Annotated in this window: 18 protein-coding genes and 1 riboswitch; of the genes, 13 read left to right on the forward strand and 5 right to left on the reverse strand. The window is 45.8% G+C overall.

Annotated features, from left to right (window positions below):
- Positions 1–7 precede the first annotated feature (7 nt).
- The 4 genes from AR543_RS07250 to AR543_RS07265 all read left to right on the forward strand — a co-directional run bounded on the left by AR543_RS07250 (position 8) and on the right by AR543_RS07265 (position 2,945).
- On the forward strand, positions 8–472 hold the full coding sequence (locus AR543_RS07250) for a VOC family protein (RefSeq protein WP_060533102.1): 465 nt from the start codon (positions 8–10) through the stop codon (positions 470–472).
- A gap of 197 nt (positions 473–669) precedes the next feature.
- Positions 670–1,638, forward strand: a complete 969-nt coding sequence (nrdF, locus tag AR543_RS07255) for a class 1b ribonucleoside-diphosphate reductase subunit beta (protein ID WP_060533104.1) — start codon at positions 670–672, stop codon at positions 1,636–1,638.
- Positions 1,639–2,110: 472 nt separating this feature from the next.
- The gene (locus AR543_RS07260) at positions 2,111–2,590 is read left to right on the forward strand and encodes a hypothetical protein (protein WP_060533106.1); all 480 of its coding nucleotides are present in this window, start codon (positions 2,111–2,113) and stop codon (positions 2,588–2,590) included.
- 28 nt (positions 2,591–2,618) lie between these two features.
- Complete coding sequence (locus tag AR543_RS07265; protein WP_060533108.1) at positions 2,619–2,945, forward strand: thioredoxin family protein; 327 nt, start codon at positions 2,619–2,621, stop codon at positions 2,943–2,945.
- On the opposite strand, the gene AR543_RS07270 is transcribed toward AR543_RS07265, so the two are convergent.
- The gene (locus AR543_RS07270; protein ID WP_174703732.1) at positions 2,921–3,370 is read right to left on the reverse strand and encodes a GNAT family N-acetyltransferase; all 450 of its coding nucleotides are present in this window, start codon (positions 3,368–3,370) and stop codon (positions 2,921–2,923) included. The two genes, AR543_RS07265 and AR543_RS07270, sit on opposite strands and share 25 nt — an antisense overlap.
- A 725-nt stretch (positions 3,371–4,095) precedes the next feature.
- Between AR543_RS07270 and AR543_RS07275 the strand changes: the two genes are divergently transcribed.
- The 6 genes from AR543_RS07275 (at position 4,096) to AR543_RS07300 (ending at position 12,246) form a co-directional block, all read left to right on the forward strand.
- The gene (locus AR543_RS07275) at positions 4,096–4,485 is read left to right on the forward strand and encodes a GntR family transcriptional regulator (RefSeq protein ID WP_060533110.1); all 390 of its coding nucleotides are present in this window, start codon (positions 4,096–4,098) and stop codon (positions 4,483–4,485) included.
- Positions 4,478–5,383: an ABC transporter ATP-binding protein gene (locus tag AR543_RS07280; protein ID WP_060533112.1), complete on the forward strand. Its 906-nt coding sequence runs from the start codon at positions 4,478–4,480 to the stop codon at positions 5,381–5,383. Before AR543_RS07275 ends, AR543_RS07280 begins: the two co-directional genes overlap by 8 nt.
- Entirely contained in the window at positions 5,358–7,379 is a 2,022-nt protein-coding gene (locus AR543_RS07285; RefSeq protein WP_060533114.1) for an ABC transporter permease, read from the forward strand. The genes AR543_RS07280 and AR543_RS07285 overlap by 26 nt, the downstream gene beginning before the upstream one ends.
- A gap of 300 nt (positions 7,380–7,679) precedes the next feature.
- Positions 7,680–8,567 (forward strand): rhamnogalacturonan acetylesterase, encoded by an 888-nt coding sequence (locus AR543_RS07290; protein ID WP_227871854.1) that lies wholly within the window; start codon positions 7,680–7,682, stop codon positions 8,565–8,567.
- A gap of 629 nt (positions 8,568–9,196) precedes the next feature.
- Positions 9,197–10,003: a rhamnogalacturonan acetylesterase gene (locus AR543_RS07295; RefSeq protein WP_227871855.1), complete on the forward strand. Its 807-nt coding sequence runs from the start codon at positions 9,197–9,199 to the stop codon at positions 10,001–10,003.
- Positions 10,004–10,503: 500 nt separating this feature from the next.
- Entirely contained in the window at positions 10,504–12,246 is a 1,743-nt protein-coding gene (locus AR543_RS07300) for a methyl-accepting chemotaxis protein (protein WP_227871886.1), read from the forward strand.
- Between the two features lie 295 nt (positions 12,247–12,541).
- Here the strand turns inward: AR543_RS07300 and AR543_RS07305 are convergent, their stop codons facing one another.
- The 3 genes from AR543_RS07305 to AR543_RS07315 all read right to left on the reverse strand — a co-directional run bounded on the left by AR543_RS07305 (position 12,542) and on the right by AR543_RS07315 (position 14,495).
- A complete protein-coding gene (locus tag AR543_RS07305; RefSeq protein ID WP_082208294.1) occupies positions 12,542–12,700 on the reverse strand; it encodes a DUF1540 domain-containing protein in 159 nt (52 codons plus the stop codon).
- Between the two features lie 275 nt (positions 12,701–12,975).
- Positions 12,976–13,812, reverse strand: a complete 837-nt coding sequence (locus AR543_RS07310) for a 1,4-dihydroxy-6-naphtoate synthase (protein ID WP_060536680.1) — start codon at positions 13,810–13,812, stop codon at positions 12,976–12,978.
- A gap of 2 nt (positions 13,813–13,814) precedes the next feature.
- Entirely contained in the window at positions 13,815–14,495 is a 681-nt protein-coding gene (locus AR543_RS07315) for a futalosine hydrolase (RefSeq protein WP_060533121.1), read from the reverse strand.
- 334 nt (positions 14,496–14,829) lie between these two features.
- On the opposite strand from AR543_RS07315, the gene fdhF reads away from it, so the two are divergent.
- The 3 genes from fdhF to AR543_RS07330 all read left to right on the forward strand — a co-directional run bounded on the left by fdhF (position 14,830) and on the right by AR543_RS07330 (position 19,476).
- On the forward strand, positions 14,830–17,814 hold the full coding sequence (gene fdhF, locus AR543_RS07320; protein WP_060533123.1) for a formate dehydrogenase subunit alpha: 2,985 nt from the start codon (positions 14,830–14,832) through the stop codon (positions 17,812–17,814).
- Positions 17,798–18,373, forward strand: coding sequence for a helical membrane plugin domain-containing protein (locus AR543_RS07325; protein WP_060533125.1), 576 nt, complete (start codon positions 17,798–17,800; stop codon positions 18,371–18,373). The genes fdhF and AR543_RS07325 overlap by 17 nt, the downstream gene beginning before the upstream one ends.
- Before the next feature lie 515 nt (positions 18,374–18,888).
- Positions 18,889–19,476 (forward strand): methylated-DNA--[protein]-cysteine S-methyltransferase, encoded by a 588-nt coding sequence (locus AR543_RS07330; protein ID WP_060533128.1) that lies wholly within the window; start codon positions 18,889–18,891, stop codon positions 19,474–19,476.
- Positions 19,477–19,865: 389 nt separating this feature from the next.
- Here AR543_RS07330 and AR543_RS07340 read toward each other — a convergent pair whose 3' ends face one another.
- Entirely contained in the window at positions 19,866–20,645 is a 780-nt protein-coding gene (locus tag AR543_RS07340) for a transglutaminase-like domain-containing protein (RefSeq protein WP_227871856.1), read from the reverse strand.
- A gap of 164 nt (positions 20,646–20,809) precedes the next feature.
- Positions 20,810–20,892, reverse strand: a riboswitch (cyclic di-GMP riboswitch).
- Positions 20,893–20,926: the final 34 nt, after the last annotated feature.

The raw sequence follows: 20,926 nt of genomic DNA on the forward strand, positions 1-20,926 counted from the left end.
GAACGCAATGATTAAAGGCATTTTCGAAACGCATATTAATGTAAGTGATGTCGAGCGGTCGGCTGCTTTTTATGAGCGTCTGCCCGGCATTACACTCCTGCATGAAGACACGGCTCGCAAAAGCCGATTTTACTGGGTCGGCGCACCCGGCGTGAGTATGCTGGGAATTCGCGAGAATTATCCGACTCCACTTGTACAGCGTCAGCATTTTGCTTTTCGTGTAGAACTGGATGATTTGAGATCTGCCCGTGAAGAACTGTCTCGTCTGGGAATACCGACAGAGAACTTTCATGGTGAAGATGCAGCGCAGCTAATGGTATTTCCATTTATGCCTGCCGTCTCGATTTACTTTGACGATCCGGATGGACATTCTATTGAATATCTGGCGATGCTGGACGATGAGCCAAGACCCGATCTGCCGATTATGTCTTGGCAGGAATGGGATCATCTGCACGGACGTACGGAATCGTAATTTCAAAAGGGTACCACTTGTAAAATGACATAAATATTATCTAATCCGCCACTGGCATAAATATAAATATTGGATTTTTACCTTGCAGTATGCAACAGAAGCGTATCACCCTTCTTCTTGCATACTGTAGTCTTGTTATGATAAAAACAGCTACTGTTTCACTACATAACGACAGGTAAGAGAAAGGGGCACAACACATGAGTGAGCCAATCAAAGCAGTCAACTGGAACCGTCCGGATGACGATTTTTCCCTGATGTTCTGGAACCAGAACATTATGCAATTCTGGACCGATGACGAGATTCCACTGTCCGATGACAAAATGTCCTGGATTCAGCTGAGCGATCTGGAACGTCAAACCTATATGAAAGTCCTCGGCGGACTGACCCTGCTGGATACCATCCAGGGTGGCGTCGGTATGCCACAAATTCTGGAGCATGTAGACGGCTTGCAGCGCAAAGCGGTACTGGGCTTTATGGCAATGATGGAGCAGATTCATGCCAAGTCTTACAGCAGCATCTTCACGACGCTGTCTTCAACGGAAGAGATCGACGAGATCTTCAAATGGGTCGAAGAGCATCCGCGTCTGCAGACCAAAGCGGAGACGATCCGTCAGTACTACACCAACATCAATTCTCCGAAAGAACTGTTCCTGGCAATGGCTGCTTCCGTACTGCTGGAGAGCTATCTGTTCTATAGCGGCTTCTTCTATCCGCTGTATCTGGCGGGCCAAGGCAAAATGACTTGCAGCGGCGAGATCATTGACCTGATCCTGCGTGACGAGAGTATCCATGGTGTATACGTGGGTGTACTGGCACAGGAGATCTACAACGAGCTGGACGAATACGAGCAAAAAGACGCGTACGAGACACTGGAAGGCCTGTTCCGTTATCTGCATGAGAACGAAGAAGGCTATACAGCCGAGATCTACGACGCGATCGGCCTGACAGACGAAGTGAATGTGTTCCTGCGCTACAATGCGAATAAAGCATTCATGAACCTGGGCTTTGATCCGCTGTTCCCGGAAGAAGAAGTGAACCCGATTGTCTTCAACGGTATTAGCACGCATACCAAGCAGCATGACTTTTTCTCCAAAAAAGGAAACGGTTATGTACGCGCAATGAATGTAGAGCGTCTGACTGATGAGGACTTCAAATTCGATTTTTAATCTAAAATAGAGACGATATACAAAAAACTGGCTTATATTTTATACAGATACAGATACAGATACAGATACAGATACAGATACAGATAGACCTGTAGAGATTAAAAGGTTAGCTATAGAGAAAAGATAAAAATTGCCGAGCATACCATACAGATAGAGAGAGATAAAATAACGGATGTGAAGCATCGTAAGTGTTCAAAAGGGGATAAGAGAAGGCTGTCTTGCTGCGTAATTTGCAGACAAGGCAGCCTTCTTACGTATGAAATATAACGCATACACATACACATGAAGTATGATCTATTTAGAAGAATGATGCACACAGAAATTTATAAATTGTTATCACACAAATTTCCGTGTGAATAGCATGTAAATAATAACTATACATGCATATACATATAAATTATCTTCGTTTTGTAATCGCTCTCAGAAGCGTATAAAATAGGGACAATACTATTATTTAGAGGAGGCAATAAGCATGGGAATGACAGGAATCTATTATGTAGAAAAAGATAATTTGCAGACTGTTCTGGCTGGGGACCCCAGTCGGCCCGACCTGGATATCGATAAAACATGGAGTCTGATCGCGGATATGTTTCCGGATATTCCATTTGTGCCGGTACAGGATCAGTATAAGATCGACAGCCAATTGACCGAATTTGGTACTTTCTATCTGCCGCCGCATCAGGTCGCCCAGATGGCTGAATCGATTCCGGTCGTACGTCAGCGGGAAGCGCTGGAGCAGCGTATCGATTTTGACCGCTGGAAAGCCAGTACTCAGCAAAGCCCGGACGATGTGGAAGACAATGCGATGATGATCTTTTTCTTTGCGATCAATGAAAATGATACGTACGAGGAGATCGTGGAAGACTATCTGATGCCGTATCTAAATCAGGTCTTTGATCTGTATCTGGATGCAGCCAGCAAAGGTCAAGGCATCGTGTTTGCTATTTTCTAGGGCAGTTTGGAAAGGGGATCGACAAGCAATGAAATCGTTAAACAGCGTAGAGCAGGTGAGAGAAGAGATTCAAAGCAAACGCCTGCAGCTGCTTTTGCTTAAAATGCATAACTGTAGTGTCTGTGAAGCTGTCCAGCCCCAGACTGCACGACTGTTGGAAGATTACCCACAGATTGCTGGTGCCTACATCTATGTAGAAGATGCACCAGAGCTGGCTTCCGAGTATCTAATCTTTACTTCACCGGTACTCATACTGTTCTATGAAGGCAAGGAAGTATACAGGGCAGCACGATTTATCCGTTTTGCCGAGCTGGAGCAGCAGCTGGAAGGCTATGCTTCACTGCTGGAATCATGATGTGAAGTGCTGGAAGAAGCGGCATAGACGCGTTCCATAATCACATAGCTTTTGCCGCCGCGAACAAAAGAATCGCCGGTAGGAAGAAGACCGAATTTGCTATAGAATCCGGTCTTTTCTGTGCGCGCATTACAATAAATCCGCTGTACACCGGCTTGCTTGGCCTGCTGTATGGTATACGAGAGCAGCTGACTGCCATAACCCTGTCCCTGCTGTCCAGCAAGTGTAGCAAATTTACGGAATTGAGCTTCATTGTTCTCGATAAATAGAGAAATAACAGATACCAGCTGGTCACTGACAAACAAACCATAATGCTGGCCCATCTCGTCATCTTTTAATTTTATATAATCCAGTTCCCGATCTGGCCACATGACTTCATGGCGGAGTTTCCAGGCTTGTTCTTTGGTGATCATTTGAATGGACATGATGTATTCTCCTTTGTTTGCACATGAAAATAGTAAATTTGGCAGGTGGGTACGTAGGTAGATATAGATATAGATATAGATATAGATATAGATGTGGATCGCATTCGGGTTGGGGTGCGTACAGCGCTACGGGAAGGAATTCTACCGGCGACCTCCGGTTAAGAATGGATATTTGGAATGACCGCTTGCAGCGGACAATATCCATTCTTAAATGTCGGTCTATGGCAGAAGTTCCTTCCCTTCGCTATGTGCTGTTGCATCATGGTAGTGACATTTCAAAGGAAATCTGAAGAGCGATAAATGGATAGACTGTTCTTTTTGATAAGTTATCTGGTATTTCGTAACTAATTTCTCGTATTTTGTATTTCTGTATCCCCGATCATATTTCCTTCAAACACAGAGCGGAGAAAAGAGAATTCTGCCAGCGCCCGACATTTAAGAAGGGAGATCGACCGATAACATCGGTCATTCAGGATCTCCTTTCTTAACCGGAGGAAGCGGTAGAATCTCTTTGCGTAGCGGATTGACCTTCAAACCACCTCTTAATCTTTTCAAAAATAAAGTCACTCCACACATCCAATTTCTCTACAAATCCAGCTTTCTCTTGCTATATAGCTCATCTCATTTCATCCCATTCCAATAAAAATCAAATCCCAGTCATTGACAATTACACTAAACTGTATTAATAATAGTAGTACAGTTAATACAGTGAAGGGAGGAACCACATGTTTGAACTGGATGTACGCAGTCGCAAGCCCATTTATGAGCAGCTGATGGACAAAATTAAGGAAATGATTCTGTATGGCATTCTCAAGCCGGATGAGCAGCTACCTTCGGTACGCACATTGTCGGCACAGTTGACCGTCAATCCCAATACCATCCAGAAAGCGTACCGGGAGCTGGAAAGAGAAGGGTATATTTACTCCCAGGCGGGTAAGGGAAGCTTTGTCGCTCCATCTCAGCAGCAGCCGGGTGCGGCGCAGCTGGCAGAGATGAAGGAACGGCTGCTCAAGCTGTTTGCCGAAGCGATCTATCTCGGCTTTACCAAATCAGACATTGAAAAGCTGTATCAACAGACCATGGAAGAACAAGAGAGGGGGAAGAGCAGTGATTGAGATTAAGCAGCTGACCAAGATTTTTGAAGGCGAACGGGCAGTGGACGATGTATCACTAACCGTACATAAAGGCTCCATCTTCGGATTGCTCGGCTCCAATGGTGCCGGCAAGACGACACTGCTCAAGACGGTAGCAGGTATTTACCGGGCAGATCGAGGACAGGTACTGCTGGAAGGACAGCCGATCTATGAGCATCCCGGGAGCAAGCAGCGAATGATTTTTCTGGCAGATCAGCCTTACTTTTTTGCACAGACATCGATTAAGCAGATGGCTGTATTTTATCGTGCGATGTATCCCAACTGGGATGAGCAGCGTTTCCAGCAGCTCGCGCAGGCATTCAAAACAATTCCGCTCAAGCGCAAGCTGCATCGTCTGTCCAAAGGCATGCAGCGGCAAGCATCGTTATGGCTGGCACTCAGCTGCAAGCCCGATGTACTTATTCTGGATGAGCCGATCGACGGGCTTGATCCGGTCATGCGCAGACAGGTCAAAAATTTGCTGTTCCAGGAAGTAGCAGACCGCGAATTGACCGTTATCATCTCTTCACATAACCTGCGTGAAATCGAAGATATGTGTGACCATGTAGGAATTATGCATCAGGGACGTCTATTGATCGAAAAAGAACTCGACGATCTGAAAGCCGCCAGCCATAAAATCCAGATCGCTTTCCGCGATCCAAGGCATGAACAGGCAATCTCCGGACTGCTGGAGATTCTGCACAAGGAAGAACGAGGCAGCGTAGGGACCTATATTATCAAAGGTACGGTCGAACGGATTACCGAGGTGATTCAGGCGTACCAACCCTATGTATTCGACGTATTGCCAATGACACTGGAAGAGATATTTATATACGAAATGGGGGATGCCGGTTATGACGTTCAACCACTACTTCTTTAACCGGGGATTATGGATGCATGCCTGGCGCCAGAGCGGATGGATCGGAATTATTTATTTGCTGGCGATGATCTTCTCCGGACCAATGCTGCTGCTGTCCACAAATTCGACTTATGAATATCGGAGAGATGCTCGTGTACTGGATTATATGTTTCAAGAAGATGGAGAAATCGCTATTCTGTTTACTTTTTCCATGTCCATATTAATAGCCATTTTCTTGATGAGATACATACAGTCAAAACGAGCAGTCGAAATGTTCCATAGTCTGCCTGTACGCCGCGAACATCTGCTGACTGTACCACTGGTAGCCGGGCTTGCCATGCTCATTGTACCGATATGGATTGCCGCGCTTATTAGTGGGTCGATGGCTGGAAATCTAGACTATGTTGTTTTTACGGGTGATCAAGTAATCGACTGGGCAGTATCTTTGACAGTCATAAGTTTATTCTTCTTTACTTTTACAATGTTTGTGGGAATGTGTATCGGCCAGTCCATTTTACAAATCATCGTTACTTTTATATTGCTGTTGCTTCCTTCAGGCTTGTCCTTTCTGTACAGTAAATATTTTGAAAGATATTTATACGGGTACTGGAAGGATGATGCATTTAATACCTATATGACGAGCTGGTCTCCCTTGGAAAGAGTAATGAGTGTAAGTATAGAAGGGTTTAGTCAGTTGGAAGGCTGGATTTACTTAGGAATCTCTGTCCTGCTTATTGCTCTTAGTTATCTGCTATATAAGCTGCGTCCAACGGAGAAAGCAACTCAATCGATTGTATTTCGCTACTTTAATCCATTGTTCCGTTTGGGCATCATGTTATGCAGTGCGTTAACAGTCGGAATATATTTTGTTATTTTCTTTGAAAAGTGGGATATTGCAGGCTACATTGTTGGTGGATTGCTTGGCTATCTTGCAGCAGAAATGATACTGCGCAAAACCTGGTATATTTTTGAAAACAGATTGTGGACTAGACTATTAATCTATGGTTTTATAACTTTGTTACTATTGTATATTCCAGTCTCCCCTCTTAATGGTTATGAAAAAAGAGTACCAGCGCCTAATGAAGTGGAATTTGTATATGCTGGTGGAAGCATTTCAAATGTTCTGCCTGTATACAATGAGAACGGGAAAACATATAAAGAACTGAACCAAGATATGCTTGCTTCTAATCCTGATTACATCCGCAGTATTATTAATTTACATTCTCAAATAGCGGTTAATAAGCCTGAAAGTGGCGGCAAGCATGATAATGATTACTATAAGAATAATGAAATGATAGAAATAGGTTATATTCTAAAAAACGGAAATACATTATTCCGATCGTATGCAGTACCTCGTACTTCAGAATATAATCCATATTTGCAGGCTGTCTATCAATCCAAGGATTATAAAATATCATTTTATAATTTAAAAGGATTGGAAAAGTCTAATACCGAATTTAAAATTACCAATCCAGACAAGCAAAAGCGAACAGTGACCGTTACTGACTCTACTGAAATTGAGCAACTGAAGCGACTAATCATACAAGAAAAGCTTGCCGTAAAAAATCCAAATAATAATCCCATTCGGGGAAATACATTAGTAATCCAAACGTATATTATGCCTTTATCTAATTATGGTAACAGCTATCATTACAACTGGAACCCTGCATTTAAGCCAACCGAAAAATGGCTGAAGCAAAAAGGATACTGGGATCTCTTGGTTACTAAGGTGGAAGATCTTTCTGCCGTCGTTATTGTACCGTACAACGATGATGAAAGAGAACAAATGATAAATGGCTATGCTGGATTGTTCAAGAAGTATCGCGGAACTCCAAAGCAAGTTATTATCAACGATAAAGACCAGATTGATAAATTGCTGAATCAAAGCGAAACCGAAGGCAGAATGGAGAAACAGAGTTATTTGCTTAAGCTTAGATTCAAAGATGGTACTGGAGCATACCGCGTTTTGCACAAAGACAGCATTACTCCCGATCTCTACAAGATTCTTCCCAAGTAACATGTACTATTAAATATATATACATTCCAGCAAACATGTACGTTATGAACTACATGCTGCTTGATAACCTTGTCAATTCAAAAGAATACAGCATAATATAGTAAAAGAAGAGGATGGCATTTACAGCCAGCCTCTTCTTTTTTTTTACCGACCATATAATCATAACCCTCATAAACATGCGGAAATACCATCTACGTTCCCTCTGATAATTGCACAAACAGCACGGTTTATTACATATCCGGTCTGAAACGTAATGATTATCATATTAATGTAAGCGCTTTTATAAAATGAGAAAGAGGGATGCAATTGAGAAACAAAGCAACTATCCAGCGTCGAATGCCTTTTATGCTGCTTAGTATCATCACTTGTCTGGGAACGTTATTTGGTTATGGAGGAGCTTCAGCTGCGCCATCGACGACGATCGTGCAGGATGCTACCCATGGCGTAACCAACAATTTTACTACCCCAGCCGTTACCCAGGATGTCTATACTCATCTACCGACCATCTATCTGGCAGGCGATTCGACGGTACAGACTTACCGCGAAGCGCAGCGTCCGCAGGCAGGGTGGGGACAGATGATCGGTCAGTATCTGGATGACTCTATTGCTGTCAGCAATCAGGCGATCGGTGGCAGAAGCTCCCGTTCTTTTATCGAGCAGGGACGACTGGATACGATTATCAGTCAGATTCAGCCTGGAGACTATCTAATGATCCAGTTCGGTCATAATGATGCCGACCGCAAGCCGGAACGATATACGCCTGTACAGGATTATCACAATTACCTCAAAGTCTACATCCATGGCGCCCGCAGCAAAGGCGCAACTCCAATTCTGGTCACTCCGGTATCGAGAAGAGACTATAATGCTAGCGGTCAATTCAATGTCAGTTTCCCTGAATATGTAGCAGCGATGAAGCAGGTCGCTGCCGAGACGCAGACGCCGCTGCTGGATCTTAGTGCCCGCAGTGTGGCCTACTACAATTCGGTTGGCATAGAAGGAACTACTTCTATTTTCTTGCATGTACAACCAGGTCTGTATCCGTATTTTCCGAATGGAGTTGTAGATAATACACACTTCCAGGAATACGGAGCAATGCAGATTGCCGGGCTGGTAGCTGAAGGCATCCGGGATCTGGGGCTGCCGCTGTCCGAGCATGTGCTAAATCCTGCTTCCAGCGCAGTTCAGTAAAAGTAAACGATTACTCCACTCTTCCTGTCGTAGCATCAGTCAGCTGCTCTACTTGGTTACAGGCAGGATATATATAGCAAAAAGGGCAGACCTGTGGGTACTGTTCTTTTTGCTGCTGTCATTCTATTTAAATACATGTACATACCGGTAGCAGAAGGTCTGATTTTTATTCGGTAAAGCTATACAACATCGGTTCTTTTATTCTCCTATTCCATTTACGGCTATCTGTTGTAGAGGTATGATTTGCAAATAAATGAATTGTCAGTGCAGGAGAGTATACGTTAAAATACATTTAAAACCACGATATTCATCATTATTCCTGATGACACGTTGTATAGGCTGCCTTTTGCCAATTATCTCCTGATAGTGTCGTTATGCTCCATCTCTCTATTTATATGAACCTTATTCTGCGCTTCTGTAGTTCCATTCTCCAATTCTACTGTCGGGTCACTGCTACTTTACTTACTTACAACAACGTATAGATGTTCTCGTTATTTTATGGACGCTGTCTGTTTGATCTTCCAACTGTTGGTCTATCCATTATATTCATTTATGAAAGAGGGAAGCCCTTGCGTAATAGGTCCTGGAATTCTGTTGACCGTCAGAAACCTGTTAACCGTCGAAAAGCTGTGGACTATCGGAAAGCTATTAACCGCTGGAGTGCGGTTAACCGTCGATTGGGACCTGTTGTACTGCTCGGTATTATGATTGCGAGTCTATGGTTTGCAGTAGGTGCTTCTACCGGTACGAGTGCAGGACAGGGTCAGCCAGTGATTTATATAGCGGGTGATTCTACAGTACAGACCTATACGGATGCCCAGCGTCCACAGGCAGGTTGGGGGCAGATGATTGGTCGTTACTTTGACCAGGGAGTTACTTTTCGCAATCATGCGATCAGCGGTCGCAGTACAAGAACATTTATAGAACAAGGGAGACTGGACGCGATTTGGCGGGAGATTCAGCCGGGGGATTATCTGCTGATTCAGTTCGGACATAATGACGCCAATCAGGCGAAGCCGGATCGTTATACACCGGTAGCAGATTACAAGCGCTATCTGCATCAATATATTCAGGGAGCGCGCGATCATGGAGCCACGCCCATACTGATTACCCCGATGGGGACGCGTACTCCGGATGCAGACGGACACTTTCAGATCAGCTTCCCCGAGTATGTAGCTGCAATGAAACAGGTAGCTTCAGATACAGCTACACCGCTGCTGGACCTGAGTGCGAGCAGTGTCGCTTATTATAATTCGATTGGAGCAGAAGCAACCAAGCAGCTGTTTTTGTATACGGCTCCCGGACAATATCCTGCTTTTATAGCAGGCTCGGCAGATGATATTCATTTTCAGGAGTACGGAGCTGATCGGATAGCCCGTCTGGTAGCCGATGGTATCCGGGCACTGTCTTTACCGATATCTACCCATGTACAATAAATGTCTGCATACCGCATGGATACGGATAATTATAACCATCAGCCTATAGTTCAATTGTCCTTAGTACAAGAAAATTGTGTTCTCTTATCGTAATTATTTATATACGATCTAATTATATTGTTTATGATGCTGCCAGCCGATCCGGTTGGCGGCTTTTCTTTTTTTGTGACACAAACTTCGTCTAACTACGGTTATTTATTCATTCAGGCTTATTTTCATCATAAGATATTTTGCTGAATCGCTATATTTTGATATTCCTGAAAATATACATAAAAAAATAGGTCATTTTACCGATAATAGTACATATCAATGAGATGAAGCGATAGGGAGTGCAAAAGTGCGGATGATTAGTAAAGGCCTGACTAATATCAGCAGCAGCCTATCGCCGGTTTGTTATGTATGTTACTCCAAGCCAGTTTGCAAGGCAGATGGCGTACCTGTTCCTAGCCGCACATCAACTCTTATATCAGTCAATATGCCGGGAGGATTTAATAGTGAAAATGTTCAAAATCAACAATTGGAGTCTTAGCACCAAAATGTTGTTACCAGCAGCAATCCTTGTTATTGCGTTGGTCGTCTTATCGGTGCTGGCGATCCGCAATATCGATAAAATGGGAGATAAGTTAATTACCTCTCTCTATACCGAAGCCTATCAGATTAATTATCTGGTACTGAATGCCGACCGTGATTATTATCAGGCAAAAATTGCTGAATTTATGCTAACTACGCTTCAGAATCCTAATGAAATTAAAGTTCAACAAGATGATTACAACGAAAATGTAAAGCAGACGTATGACCGTGTACAGCAGGCCAAAGTGATCATGGAGAATAACCGTGCTGTCTTCGAGAAATATACAGATCCCGAAACCAAAAAAGATGTATTTCAGCTAATTGAAGATTTCGATACCAATTACAACGCATGGAAAGGCCAATTCAACTACGAAGAACGCCGTTATGTGAGTTCGACCGAATCCGGAGTGAAGTTTGCAGCGTCGCGTCAGAATCTGGATCAAATTGAGAATATTATGGATCAGTACAGCAAGGACGCGATTGAAGAGAGCGCTGCTCTAAGCGGACAGATGCGTCTAATTACGATTATCGAACTGGCAGCAATCCTCGTTATTGCTGCGCTGCTGATTTTCTTCATCGTACGCAATGTACGCAATCGTACCAAGGATACACTGACCATGATCCACAAAACTGCGAACTTTGATCTGGTGTATGACGATAGCTTTACCCGTTATCTGTCCGAAAAAGATGAGTTTGCCGTAATTATTCAGGCACTCGGCGAAGCAAGAAAAGAATTCAGAACGACCTTTAGCCGTGTGATTCAGGAAAGCCGCAATCTGCAGGATACGATCCAGATCGTGGATGAGGAAATAAACAAGCTGGAAGGCGGCGTACAGGATATCTCGGCCACAACCGAGCAGCTGTCTGCCGGTATGGAAGAGACCGCAGCTTCTACGCAGGAGATGAATGCTACATCGACCGAGATTGAATCCGCTGTAAACTCTGTAGCAAACAAAGCCCAGGAAGGTGCACGTGCAGCCGAAGGATTGACCGCTCGTGCAGCCGATCTGAGCAAACAGTTCAAGCACTCGTACAGCACCAGCACAGCGACGTATAATCAGGTGCGTGACAGTCTGGTACAGGCGCTGGAAGAATCCAAGTCCGTACAACAAATTAACAGTCTGGTTTCTTCCATTATTGATATTGCATCACAGACCAATCTGTTGTCCCTGAATGCGAGTATCGAAGCGGCACGCGCCGGAGATGCAGGACGCGGCTTCGCAGTCGTAGCCAGCGAGATCAGCAAGCTGGCCGAAGATTCCAAAAAGGCTGCCGATCAGATCAACGAGATTACTCAGGTAGTCGTTGGCTCGGTAAGCAATCTGTCATCCAACTCCAACGACCTGCTGAATCTGTTCAGTACCAATGTTCGTACCGACTATGAGATGATGCTGTCTTCAGCCGATCAGTATGCTTCGAGTGCACAGGAAATCGATGATATTGCCAATGACCTGAGCGCCACTTCCGAAGAACTGCTGGCCTCGATCGAGAATGTCGTCAAAGCGATCCAGGAAATCTCGGTTGCAGCCAATGAAGGCGCCGAAGGTACCAGCATGATTGCCGAAAAAACAGACGATATCGTACAGCAGACTTCCCGCGTGGCTGAGCAAATGAAACAGTCCAAGCAGGGTGTCAATGAGCTGGCAGAGTCTGTAGCCAAATTCAAACTGTAATAGCATACTTGATAGTGGCTATCATTCAGCCGTGCCTAGATAGGGCAGGCGAGAAGTAACAGTACAAATACGTTCTCTACTCCGGTAAGCCTGCAGCAGAGCCGATATTTGAACGATATATCGAATAATTAACAAGAAGAAGGATGCTCCTATCGCAGGAGCATCCTTCTTTTCTCAATCTTTTCTCAACAAATATTGAAAATCTACTTGATAATAATAATCATTGTTGATAGAATATAAAAAGAAAGAAGGAACTCGGCAAAGTCCCTTCTCGTGTAATACAAAATAGTAAGTATTATTTCTTTTCAAAAGTTTGGCAATCTGTTTCTTGAACTTCAGCAGTTTGTTCTTTTGCAGCAGCGTGACTAACTACAAAAATAGTGTCAGCGGTACATTTGTTTTGTTCCGCCCAGTGAGTGCATGCACTTACTTCACACAATACGTCTTGAGCCATGATGATTCACCTCCTGTGCTCATAATATACAGCATTTGACAGTCTCTTCGGCAAAAGAGGCTGTTTGTCGTTGCTACTTTTTGTAGTAACAATCCCAGTATACAGGACGCATGCGGGATTTGGCAAATGCTTTTGTTTCTTTATTCCCCGATAAATGGGCTTATGACACAAATAAAGTGCATATTTAGCATAAAATCCCCTGTTTCTCCATGATGGAGAGCAGGGGATTTTATTTTGCTTCATTATTCGCAGTTTTTATCGGCGTTTGGTAATCGTTATTTGCGCAGCAGGCCGAGATCGAACTCGGGCACCAGACCTTCGCGGGCAGCGCGGCCGAGCAGTGCTTCGATCGCACCATAGCCGTCTTCGCCTAGATTACGGGTAAATTCATTAACATATAGATTGATGTGGGAATCGGCTACGCTGGCATCCATCTCCTGTGCATGCTCCATCACATAATCACGGGAAGCTTCCGGATGTTCCCAGGCATATTCGACCGAGGAACGTGCCCATTCGGTAATTTTGGCAATATCCAGTGAACGACGGGCGATAATCGCACCCAGTGGAATCGGCAATCCGGTATCTTCTTCCCACCAGCTGCCCATATCCTGCAGCAGGGTAAGACCATAATTCTGATACGTAAAGCGAGCCTCATGGATAACCAGACCAGCGTCGATCTGTCCGTCACGTACAGCAGGCATGATCTGGTCAAATGGCATAACGACCACTTCACCGATACCGCCGGGTACATTCTGAGTTGCCCATAGGCGGAACAGCAGATAAGCGGTGGAACGTTCACTCGGTACAGCTACCTTTTTGCCAGCGAGTGCAGACGCATCGGTCGCTTCCGGATTGGCAGTCAGCACGAGTGGACCGCAGCCGCGTCCGAGTGCACCGCCGCAAGGGATCAGCGCGTAATCTTCCAGTACCCAAGGCAGGGCGGCATAGGAGATTTTGAGTACTTCGGGGCCTTTGCCTTCGGCAGCCCAGTTGTTGGTAATATCGATATCCGCATAGGTGACTTCCAGTTCGGGTGCGCCTGGAATCAGGCCATGCACCCAGGCATGGAACACGAATGTATCATTGGGACAAGGGGAAAAAGCTATATTCATCATCAGAGCACCTCCGGTAATAGGGAACTTGCCAGTGTCAAAGCTTTCAGAGCTTCGGGAATACGCCAGCTATCGCGATCGCGTGGTCCGACCTTGTTGGAAATCGCCCGGATCTCCAGCACAGGTACATCCATCAGTCGCGCCGCTTCGGCTACACCGAATCCTTCCATGCCTTCTGCCGAAGCATCAGGAATACGCTGGATCAGTGCAGCTGTCGTCTCTGCCGATCCTGTCGTCGTGGATACAGTGAGTACAGGTCCGGTATGTACCGTGAGTCCTGCATCGCGCATTACAGATGTCAGGCGATCCAGATACGCGGTGTCCGGCAAAATAATAGATGAACCAAATCCCAGTTCATCTACAGAAATAAATCCATGCTCCGGTGTACCCGAACCGAGATCGGCAGCGATAATCCGATCAGACAGCACAATAGAGCCCGGAGCAGCATGAGGCTCGAACCCGCCGCCGATACCGGCGCTGATGACCAGATCGTAAGATCCCCGTGCCAATAGCAGCGCTGTACGTGCTGCCGCTGAGGCAGGTCCCACACCGGCGAGCTGGACGTCAAACCGCTGACCAGCCGTATCGCCCAATCCTCTTTGTACCGCTTCGCGCTCGGCTTCAACCGCAGTCATGATCAGTATTCGGTTGGATAATGTATTGTTAAGGCTTGAAGCCTCCATATCAGCGTACCTCCTTCAACCATGCAAGCTTTCTTATGCAAGCTTATCTTCTAACGTTACTCCTGTTACAGAAGATTGTAAAGAAAATGAAGCTAACAGAATGCTGGCGCGAAAAGAAATAAGCAGGATCGTTCCAGCCGTATGACAGAAGTTCCTACTGCTAATTAATATGTATTTTCTTATATAATATACTCAATAATTACATATATGTGACGGCTTCATGGAATAAAGCTCCGAAATAAGCAGTAAGGCATGAACAGGCTGCATACTTTTACTATAAACGGGTAATAGGTTTCAAAATATCCAATTACTCAGACAGAGGTGAAGTGGCATCATGAAGATGGATGATCAGCAGAATATTGTGATTCATGTCGATGGACAGTCGGTTGTTGCGCAGCCGGGTATGACGATTGTTCAGGCGGTTAACACAGCGCCCGATCTGTATATTCCGCAGATCTGCTATAACGAGCAGCTCGGTCCGATCAATACCTGTGATACCTGTATGGTCGAGGTAGATGGAGAGCTGATACGCTCCTGCAGTACCGTCATTACACCGGGAATGCACATATCGACCCAGAGTCCGCTTGTCAAAGATGCACAGCAGGAATCCATGTCCCGAATTCTCCGTAATCATGAACTCTACTGCACGGTCTGCGATAACAATAACGGTAATTGCGTGGTACATAACACCACGGAAAAGCTGGGTATTGAGCATCAGACCTATCCTTTCCGGAACAAACCCTATGAGATCGACAACACCAATCCGTTTTATCGCTATGATCCGGACCAATGCATTCTGTGCGGCCGCTGTGTAGAAGCCTGCCAGGATCTGCAGGTCAATGAGACGCTGTCTATTGACTGGAGCCGGGAACAGCCGCGCGTCGTCTGGGATGATGATGTACCGATCGACCAATCCTCCTGTGTCTCCTGTGGGCACTGTGTAACGGTCTGTCCATGTAATGCGCTGATGGAATCTTCCATGCTGGGAGAAGCCGGATTCATGACCAATATTGATAACAAACTGATGGAGCCGCTGATCGATCTGACCAAAGCGGTGGAACCCGGTTATTCGGGCATTTTCCAGATTTCCGAGATTGAGGCATCCATGCGCAATTCGCGCATCGAGAAGACCAAGACCGTATGTACGTACTGCGGTGTAGGCTGCAGCTTTGAAGTATGGACCAAGGACCGTCATATTCTCAAAATCGAGCCTTCTATCGATGCACCGGTCAATGGCGTCTCTACCTGCATCAAGGGCAAATGGGGCTGGGATTTCGTCAATAGTGAAGAGCGTCTGACTCGTCCATTGATTCGTCAGGGAGACCGGTTCGTGGAATCGACATGGGATGAAGCGCTGGCACTGATTGCCGAGAAACTGGGCGGTATTAAAGCACAGCATGGCTCCGACTCAATCGCCTATATTGCGTCTTCCAAATGTTCGAATGAAGAGAATTACATTTTCCAGAAATTTGCCCGTTCGATCATGGGCACCAATAATGTCGACAACTGCTCCCGTTATTGTCAGTCGCCTGCCACCTCCGGTCTGATGCGTACAGTAGGTATGGGCGGAGACAGCGGTACGATGGTCGATATCCAGCAATCGGAGCTGGTTATTATCGTCGGTGCCAATCCGGCGGAATCCCATCCGGTGCTGGCGACTCGTGTGAAGCGTGCCCACAAGCTGCATGGACAGAAGCTGATCGTATCGGATATTCGTAAAAATGAAATGGCAGAACGCGCTGATCTACATCTGCATCCAAAGCCGGGTTCAGATCTGGTCTGGCTGTCAGCTGTTACCAAGTACATTATCGATCAGGGCTGGGAAGCAGTAGATTTCCTGAACAACCGTGTCGAAGGGTATGAGGAATATCGTGAGTCGCTCGCCCCTTATACGCTGGATTATGCAGAACAGGTATCCGGTCTGACCCGTGAGCAGCTGATCCGTACAGCAGAAATGATCCACGAGTCCGGTTCTGTATGTATCCTCTGGGCGATGGGTGTCACACAGCATCGTGGTGGTACTGATACATCGACAGCGATCTGCAACCTGCTGCTTGCTACCGGCAACTTTGGCCGTCCGGGTACAGGTGCTTATCCGCTGCGTGGGCATAACAATGTGCAGGGAGCCTGTGATTTTGGTACGATGCCAAGCTATTTCCCCGGATATGAGAAAGTGACTGACGATGCGGTACGTTCCCGTTATGAACAAGCCTGGGGCGTGGAACTGCCAGCAGAGCCGGGACTGGATAATCATGAAATGGTCGATGCGATTGAAGAAGGTACACTCAAAGCGATGTATCTGTTTGGCGAGGAAATGGCATTTGTCGATTCCAACTCCAACTTTGTGGAAGAAATGTTCGGCAAGCTGGAATTTTTCGTCGTACAGGATATATTCTTTTCCCGGACAGCACAGTTTGCGGATGTGGTCCTGCCAGCTTCGCCAAGTCTGGAAAAGGACGGTACATTCACCAATACCGAACGTCGTATCCAGCGTTTCCATCAGGTGTTTGAACCGATGGGCGAATCCAGACCCGATTGGAGAATTATCCAGGATGTAGCCAACGCTATGGGAGCTGGCTGGAATTATACCCATCCCGGTGAAATTATGGCAGAAGCAGCCAGTCTGGCTCCACTATTCGCTGGTGTTAGCTACGATCGTCTGGAAGGATGGAACAGTCAGGTGTGGCCGGTAGAGCCGGATGGCAGCAGTACAGAGCTGCTGTATACCAAAGAGTTTGCTTTCCCAAGTGGCAAAGCACGTCTGTTCCCGGTCAGCTGGACACTGCCATACGAGCCGGAAGCGGAATACGATCTGCATCTGAACAATGGCCGACTGCTGGAGCATTTCCATGAAGGCAATATGACGTATCAATCCCAAAATATCCGCCATAAAGTACCATCTACCTGGCTGGAAGTCTCGCCGGAGCTGGCTGCCGAGCGCGGTATCGAGACAGGCGCCAAAGTGCGGCTCGTATCTCCATATGGTCAGGCCAAGTTATCGGTAGTGGTGACCGATCGTGTCAAAGGCAAAGAATTGTATCTGCCGATGAATACCCAGAATGCAAGTGAAGCGATCAACCGACTCACCAGTAGCCATACAGACAAGATTACCCATACCCCAAGCTACAAGGAGATCAGTGTACGGATGGAAGTACTCGAAGATCGCGGTGTATCCCCATTGCCGCAGGTCAACCACCGATTTGCCAAACGTCATCCGCAGATCAGTGTACGGGTAGAGGACAAGTGGAAGCGCCAGGATTATGAGCCGATTGCAGACACTATTCGGAAGGAGCGTGCCCAGTATGGCCAGAGCCATTAACCGAATTGAACGCCACGAACCGACAGAAGCGGAAATACAGGCCGAATCGCTCACCCAGATTATCAAAGCACTCAGTGACAACAAGGAAGCGATTCTCAAAACGCTGGATATTATCAAAGAACTGGATAATGCTGGAATGCTCGATATCGCTGGTGCGCTGCTCAAAAACCGGACCGAAGTGGGAGTGCACGGGGTCAATCTGATCAACTCCCTGAATATTCCGCCGCTGATCCGCAATGCCTTTACCCTGAGCCAGATGGTCGGCAAAATCGATCCACAGGAAATGGACCGGCTGCTGAACGCACTCGGTAATGGATTAAGTCATCTCGGCGAAATGGAACCTGCTCATCACAAACACGGGGATCAACGGGATCATGAACCACCGGGTATGCTGCATCTGCTGAAGACTATGCGTGATCCGGATGTACGGACGACGTTGGCCTTTGGACTGCAGTTTCTCAAATCGATGGGCGGCGAGCTCAATAAGCCAAAGCCCGATCCATCGGACTCTTTTGCCAATCCCCAGCGCAAAGAAAGCGAGACGCACAAAGAAGTATAACGCGATATAGGTAAAAGCAAGCCAGGATAAAGGAAATACAAGCCAATATAGAAGGAACAATAGAAAAAGATAGATATCAAATGCAGCTCACCGGTGATAGGGAGAGCTGCATTTTGGTATGCTCCAAGGGGCGAGCGAATCTTCAAAAAACAAAACGGAGATCATAGCTTAACGGACAATGGATAGGAGGATGTGCAGATAATATATTGAATTTTGAATCCGAATATCTATTCGGCTGGCTTCTCCTATGCCTAATTCATGATGCATCCAAGCATAAATCAAGCAGGGACAAAGAATGAATTCGAATAAAAGCGCAATATTTCAAACACCCGATCATGATATAACAGAAGCATGAACAACAGAAGCAAGAACAACAGACGCAAGATATAACAAACGCAGAAGATCATCCCACACCCCCTTAGACACGTAACAAACAGTACCAGGAGATAGGAGTAGATCGCGAAAACTGCACCAAATAGAAATCTGCGTAAATCGATAAACAGGAGGCGATTGATATGTCAGCAGGCCAGCCTATTTTGTATTACACCTGGTTAAATGAAAAGCAGTGGCATCTGTATATTGCTGCAACTGCAGATGGATTATGCTATGTCAGTTCACCCGATCAGCCGCTGGAAGATCTGGTATTGTGGGCGAATAGCCGTTTTCCGGGATACGCCCTGGTAGAGGATCGAGAGCAAATGCTGGCGTATACGGTGGCAATTACTCAATATCTGGATGGAGCAGTAGATACTCTGGATAAAATAAAGCATGAGTTGCGGGGAACCCCTTTTCAGCTGGCAGTATGGGAAGCATTATGCCGTATACCATATGGTCAGACCGTATCCTACTCGGCAGTTGCCGAAATGGCCGGCAGACCGGATGCAGTGAGAGCGGTAGGAGCGGCGATCGGTGCCAATCCTGTTCTAATCACTATTCCCTGCCATCGTGTTATCGGCAAAAATGGCAGTCTGACAGGATACCGGGGAGGCATGGCTATGAAGCAGCAACTGCTGCAGCTGGAGCAGTCCGCTAATCACTCGAACGACAAAAAAGAAGCAGAACAAAAAACTGTTGAGGTAAACGGCAATGCTGCCTTTGTATAAGAAAAGGATCGGTATAGTAGTTACCGCATATGGATAATGCTTATCCAACGTGTAGGTGTAGACGTCCGATTTGTATACAGGTTTGCGAACACAAAGAACAGACATAATACAAAGAATCACCAAGAGTACAAAGCGCACTAAGCTCACCGAGAGCACAAAGAGTACAAAGAGTACAAAGATTACAAAGAGTACAAAGAGTACAAAGAGTACAAAAAAACCTTTGCTATCCATCAGCAAAGGTTTTTTAGAGTTCATCAATATGATGTTAAATGAAGATTACTTATTATTTATTAAATCAGATCAACTTGTGAGCATTATAAACAAGGTTTAAATGAGTTGTAAATGACGCTTGCAGCATCTGTTAGCCGGTCTGATCTACAACAATAGAATTAATATACTTTGGCTGCTTGGTACTGTGAAGCATCTTTGGCAAATGGAATGTTTTTGCCTTTTTGTTGAAGCGATGCATCTACAGTAGCGTCTACAGTGACCCATTTACCATTCAGGTAAACTTCGTTCCATGCGTGGTATTCTTTGACAGCTGATGTCGTACCCATTACCAGCTTGGCAGGGATACCCTGGCTGCGCAGCATCGCGGCATTCAGGGAAGCATAGTCGTAGCAGATTCCTTTGCGGGAAGACAATGTCTGCTGCGGATCGGGTACATAGACAGTTGGCAGTGCAGAAGCGAGTTGGTAATCATATTTGATGTTGCTTGTAATATAATTGTAGATCGCTTGCGCTTTTTGTTGATCAGTGGCAGCATCTTGGGTTAATTTGTTCGCGAGTGAAGTAACTGCCGGGCTGTTTTTCCAATCGATATTTTGAGTAGAAGCCAGATACACACTGTTCTCATTATTTAATTGCACCTGTAATGAATCGGAATATACTTTTTTGTAATTGTTACCAGCCGTATTTTCAAGGACACTTACCTGGTACGTACCGCTGCCCAGCTGCAAAGGCAGTGCAGTGTCGGAACGGGAAGAAGAAAGGTTATACGTATAGCTGGTATCGTTTTTGGTAATCATAACTTTGGTACGTGTATTGGAAGGTGCTTCATAATGAACAGCGACATAACCCTGTGCTGCATTGGACGTATCCAGCCAGCTGGAATCCTCGGCTGCGAATACGGATATAGGAGCTGCGGCGAGCAGTGTAATAGTTGTCAAGCAAGTTAGCAAAAGTTTCTTCATAACGACAAATCCTTTCAGAGGCGATTAGCCAATCCGAACATCGGTTACTTTAACACGATGTTATCCGTCGTTTGACTAAACCATTATATTCTATAAAGTGTAATATTTTACAATTAGTTAATACAAAAAGAGCTTTTCCGTTCGGTAGCTGGCTGCCAACCCCTGCGGGTAAGGCCCTTTAGCTTTGCGTCCCTGTCTTTAGACAGGTTTGCCGTTATCGTGTAAAAGCTCTTAATCAAGCAAGTTACATAGTAACA

The sequence above is a fragment of the Paenibacillus bovis genome (assembly GCF_001421015.2).
Taxonomy (GTDB): Bacteria; Bacillota; Bacilli; order Paenibacillales; family Paenibacillaceae; genus Saccharibacillus; species Saccharibacillus bovis.

Coding starts and splice junctions, on each gene's coding strand:
- AR543_RS07275 (WP_060533110.1), top strand. CDS start 4,096: ATGTTTGAACTGGATGTACGCAGTCGCAAGCCCATTTATGAGCAGCTG.
- AR543_RS07325 (WP_060533125.1), top strand. CDS start 17,798: ATGGCCAGAGCCATTAACCGAATTGAACGCCACGAACCGACAGAAGCG.
- AR543_RS07300 (WP_227871886.1), top strand. CDS start 10,504: ATGTTCAAAATCAACAATTGGAGTCTTAGCACCAAAATGTTGTTACCA.
- AR543_RS07285 (WP_060533114.1), top strand. CDS start 5,358: ATGACGTTCAACCACTACTTCTTTAACCGGGGATTATGGATGCATGCC.
- AR543_RS07330 (WP_060533128.1), top strand. CDS start 18,889: ATGTCAGCAGGCCAGCCTATTTTGTATTACACCTGGTTAAATGAAAAG.
- AR543_RS07265 (WP_060533108.1), top strand. CDS start 2,619: ATGAAATCGTTAAACAGCGTAGAGCAGGTGAGAGAAGAGATTCAAAGC.
- AR543_RS07290 (WP_227871854.1), top strand. CDS start 7,680: ATGCAATTGAGAAACAAAGCAACTATCCAGCGTCGAATGCCTTTTATG.
- AR543_RS07315 (WP_060533121.1), bottom strand. CDS start 14,495: ATGGAGGCTTCAAGCCTTAACAATACATTATCCAACCGAATACTGATC.
- AR543_RS07260 (WP_060533106.1), top strand. CDS start 2,111: ATGGGAATGACAGGAATCTATTATGTAGAAAAAGATAATTTGCAGACT.
- AR543_RS07310 (WP_060536680.1), bottom strand. CDS start 13,812: ATGAATATAGCTTTTTCCCCTTGTCCCAATGATACATTCGTGTTCCAT.
- nrdF (WP_060533104.1), top strand. CDS start 670: ATGAGTGAGCCAATCAAAGCAGTCAACTGGAACCGTCCGGATGACGAT.
- AR543_RS07250 (WP_060533102.1), top strand. CDS start 8: ATGATTAAAGGCATTTTCGAAACGCATATTAATGTAAGTGATGTCGAG.
- AR543_RS07305 (WP_082208294.1), bottom strand. CDS start 12,700: ATGGCTCAAGACGTATTGTGTGAAGTAAGTGCATGCACTCACTGGGCG.
- AR543_RS07270 (WP_174703732.1), bottom strand. CDS start 3,370: ATGTCCATTCAAATGATCACCAAAGAACAAGCCTGGAAACTCCGCCAT.
- fdhF (WP_060533123.1), top strand. CDS start 14,830: ATGAAGATGGATGATCAGCAGAATATTGTGATTCATGTCGATGGACAG.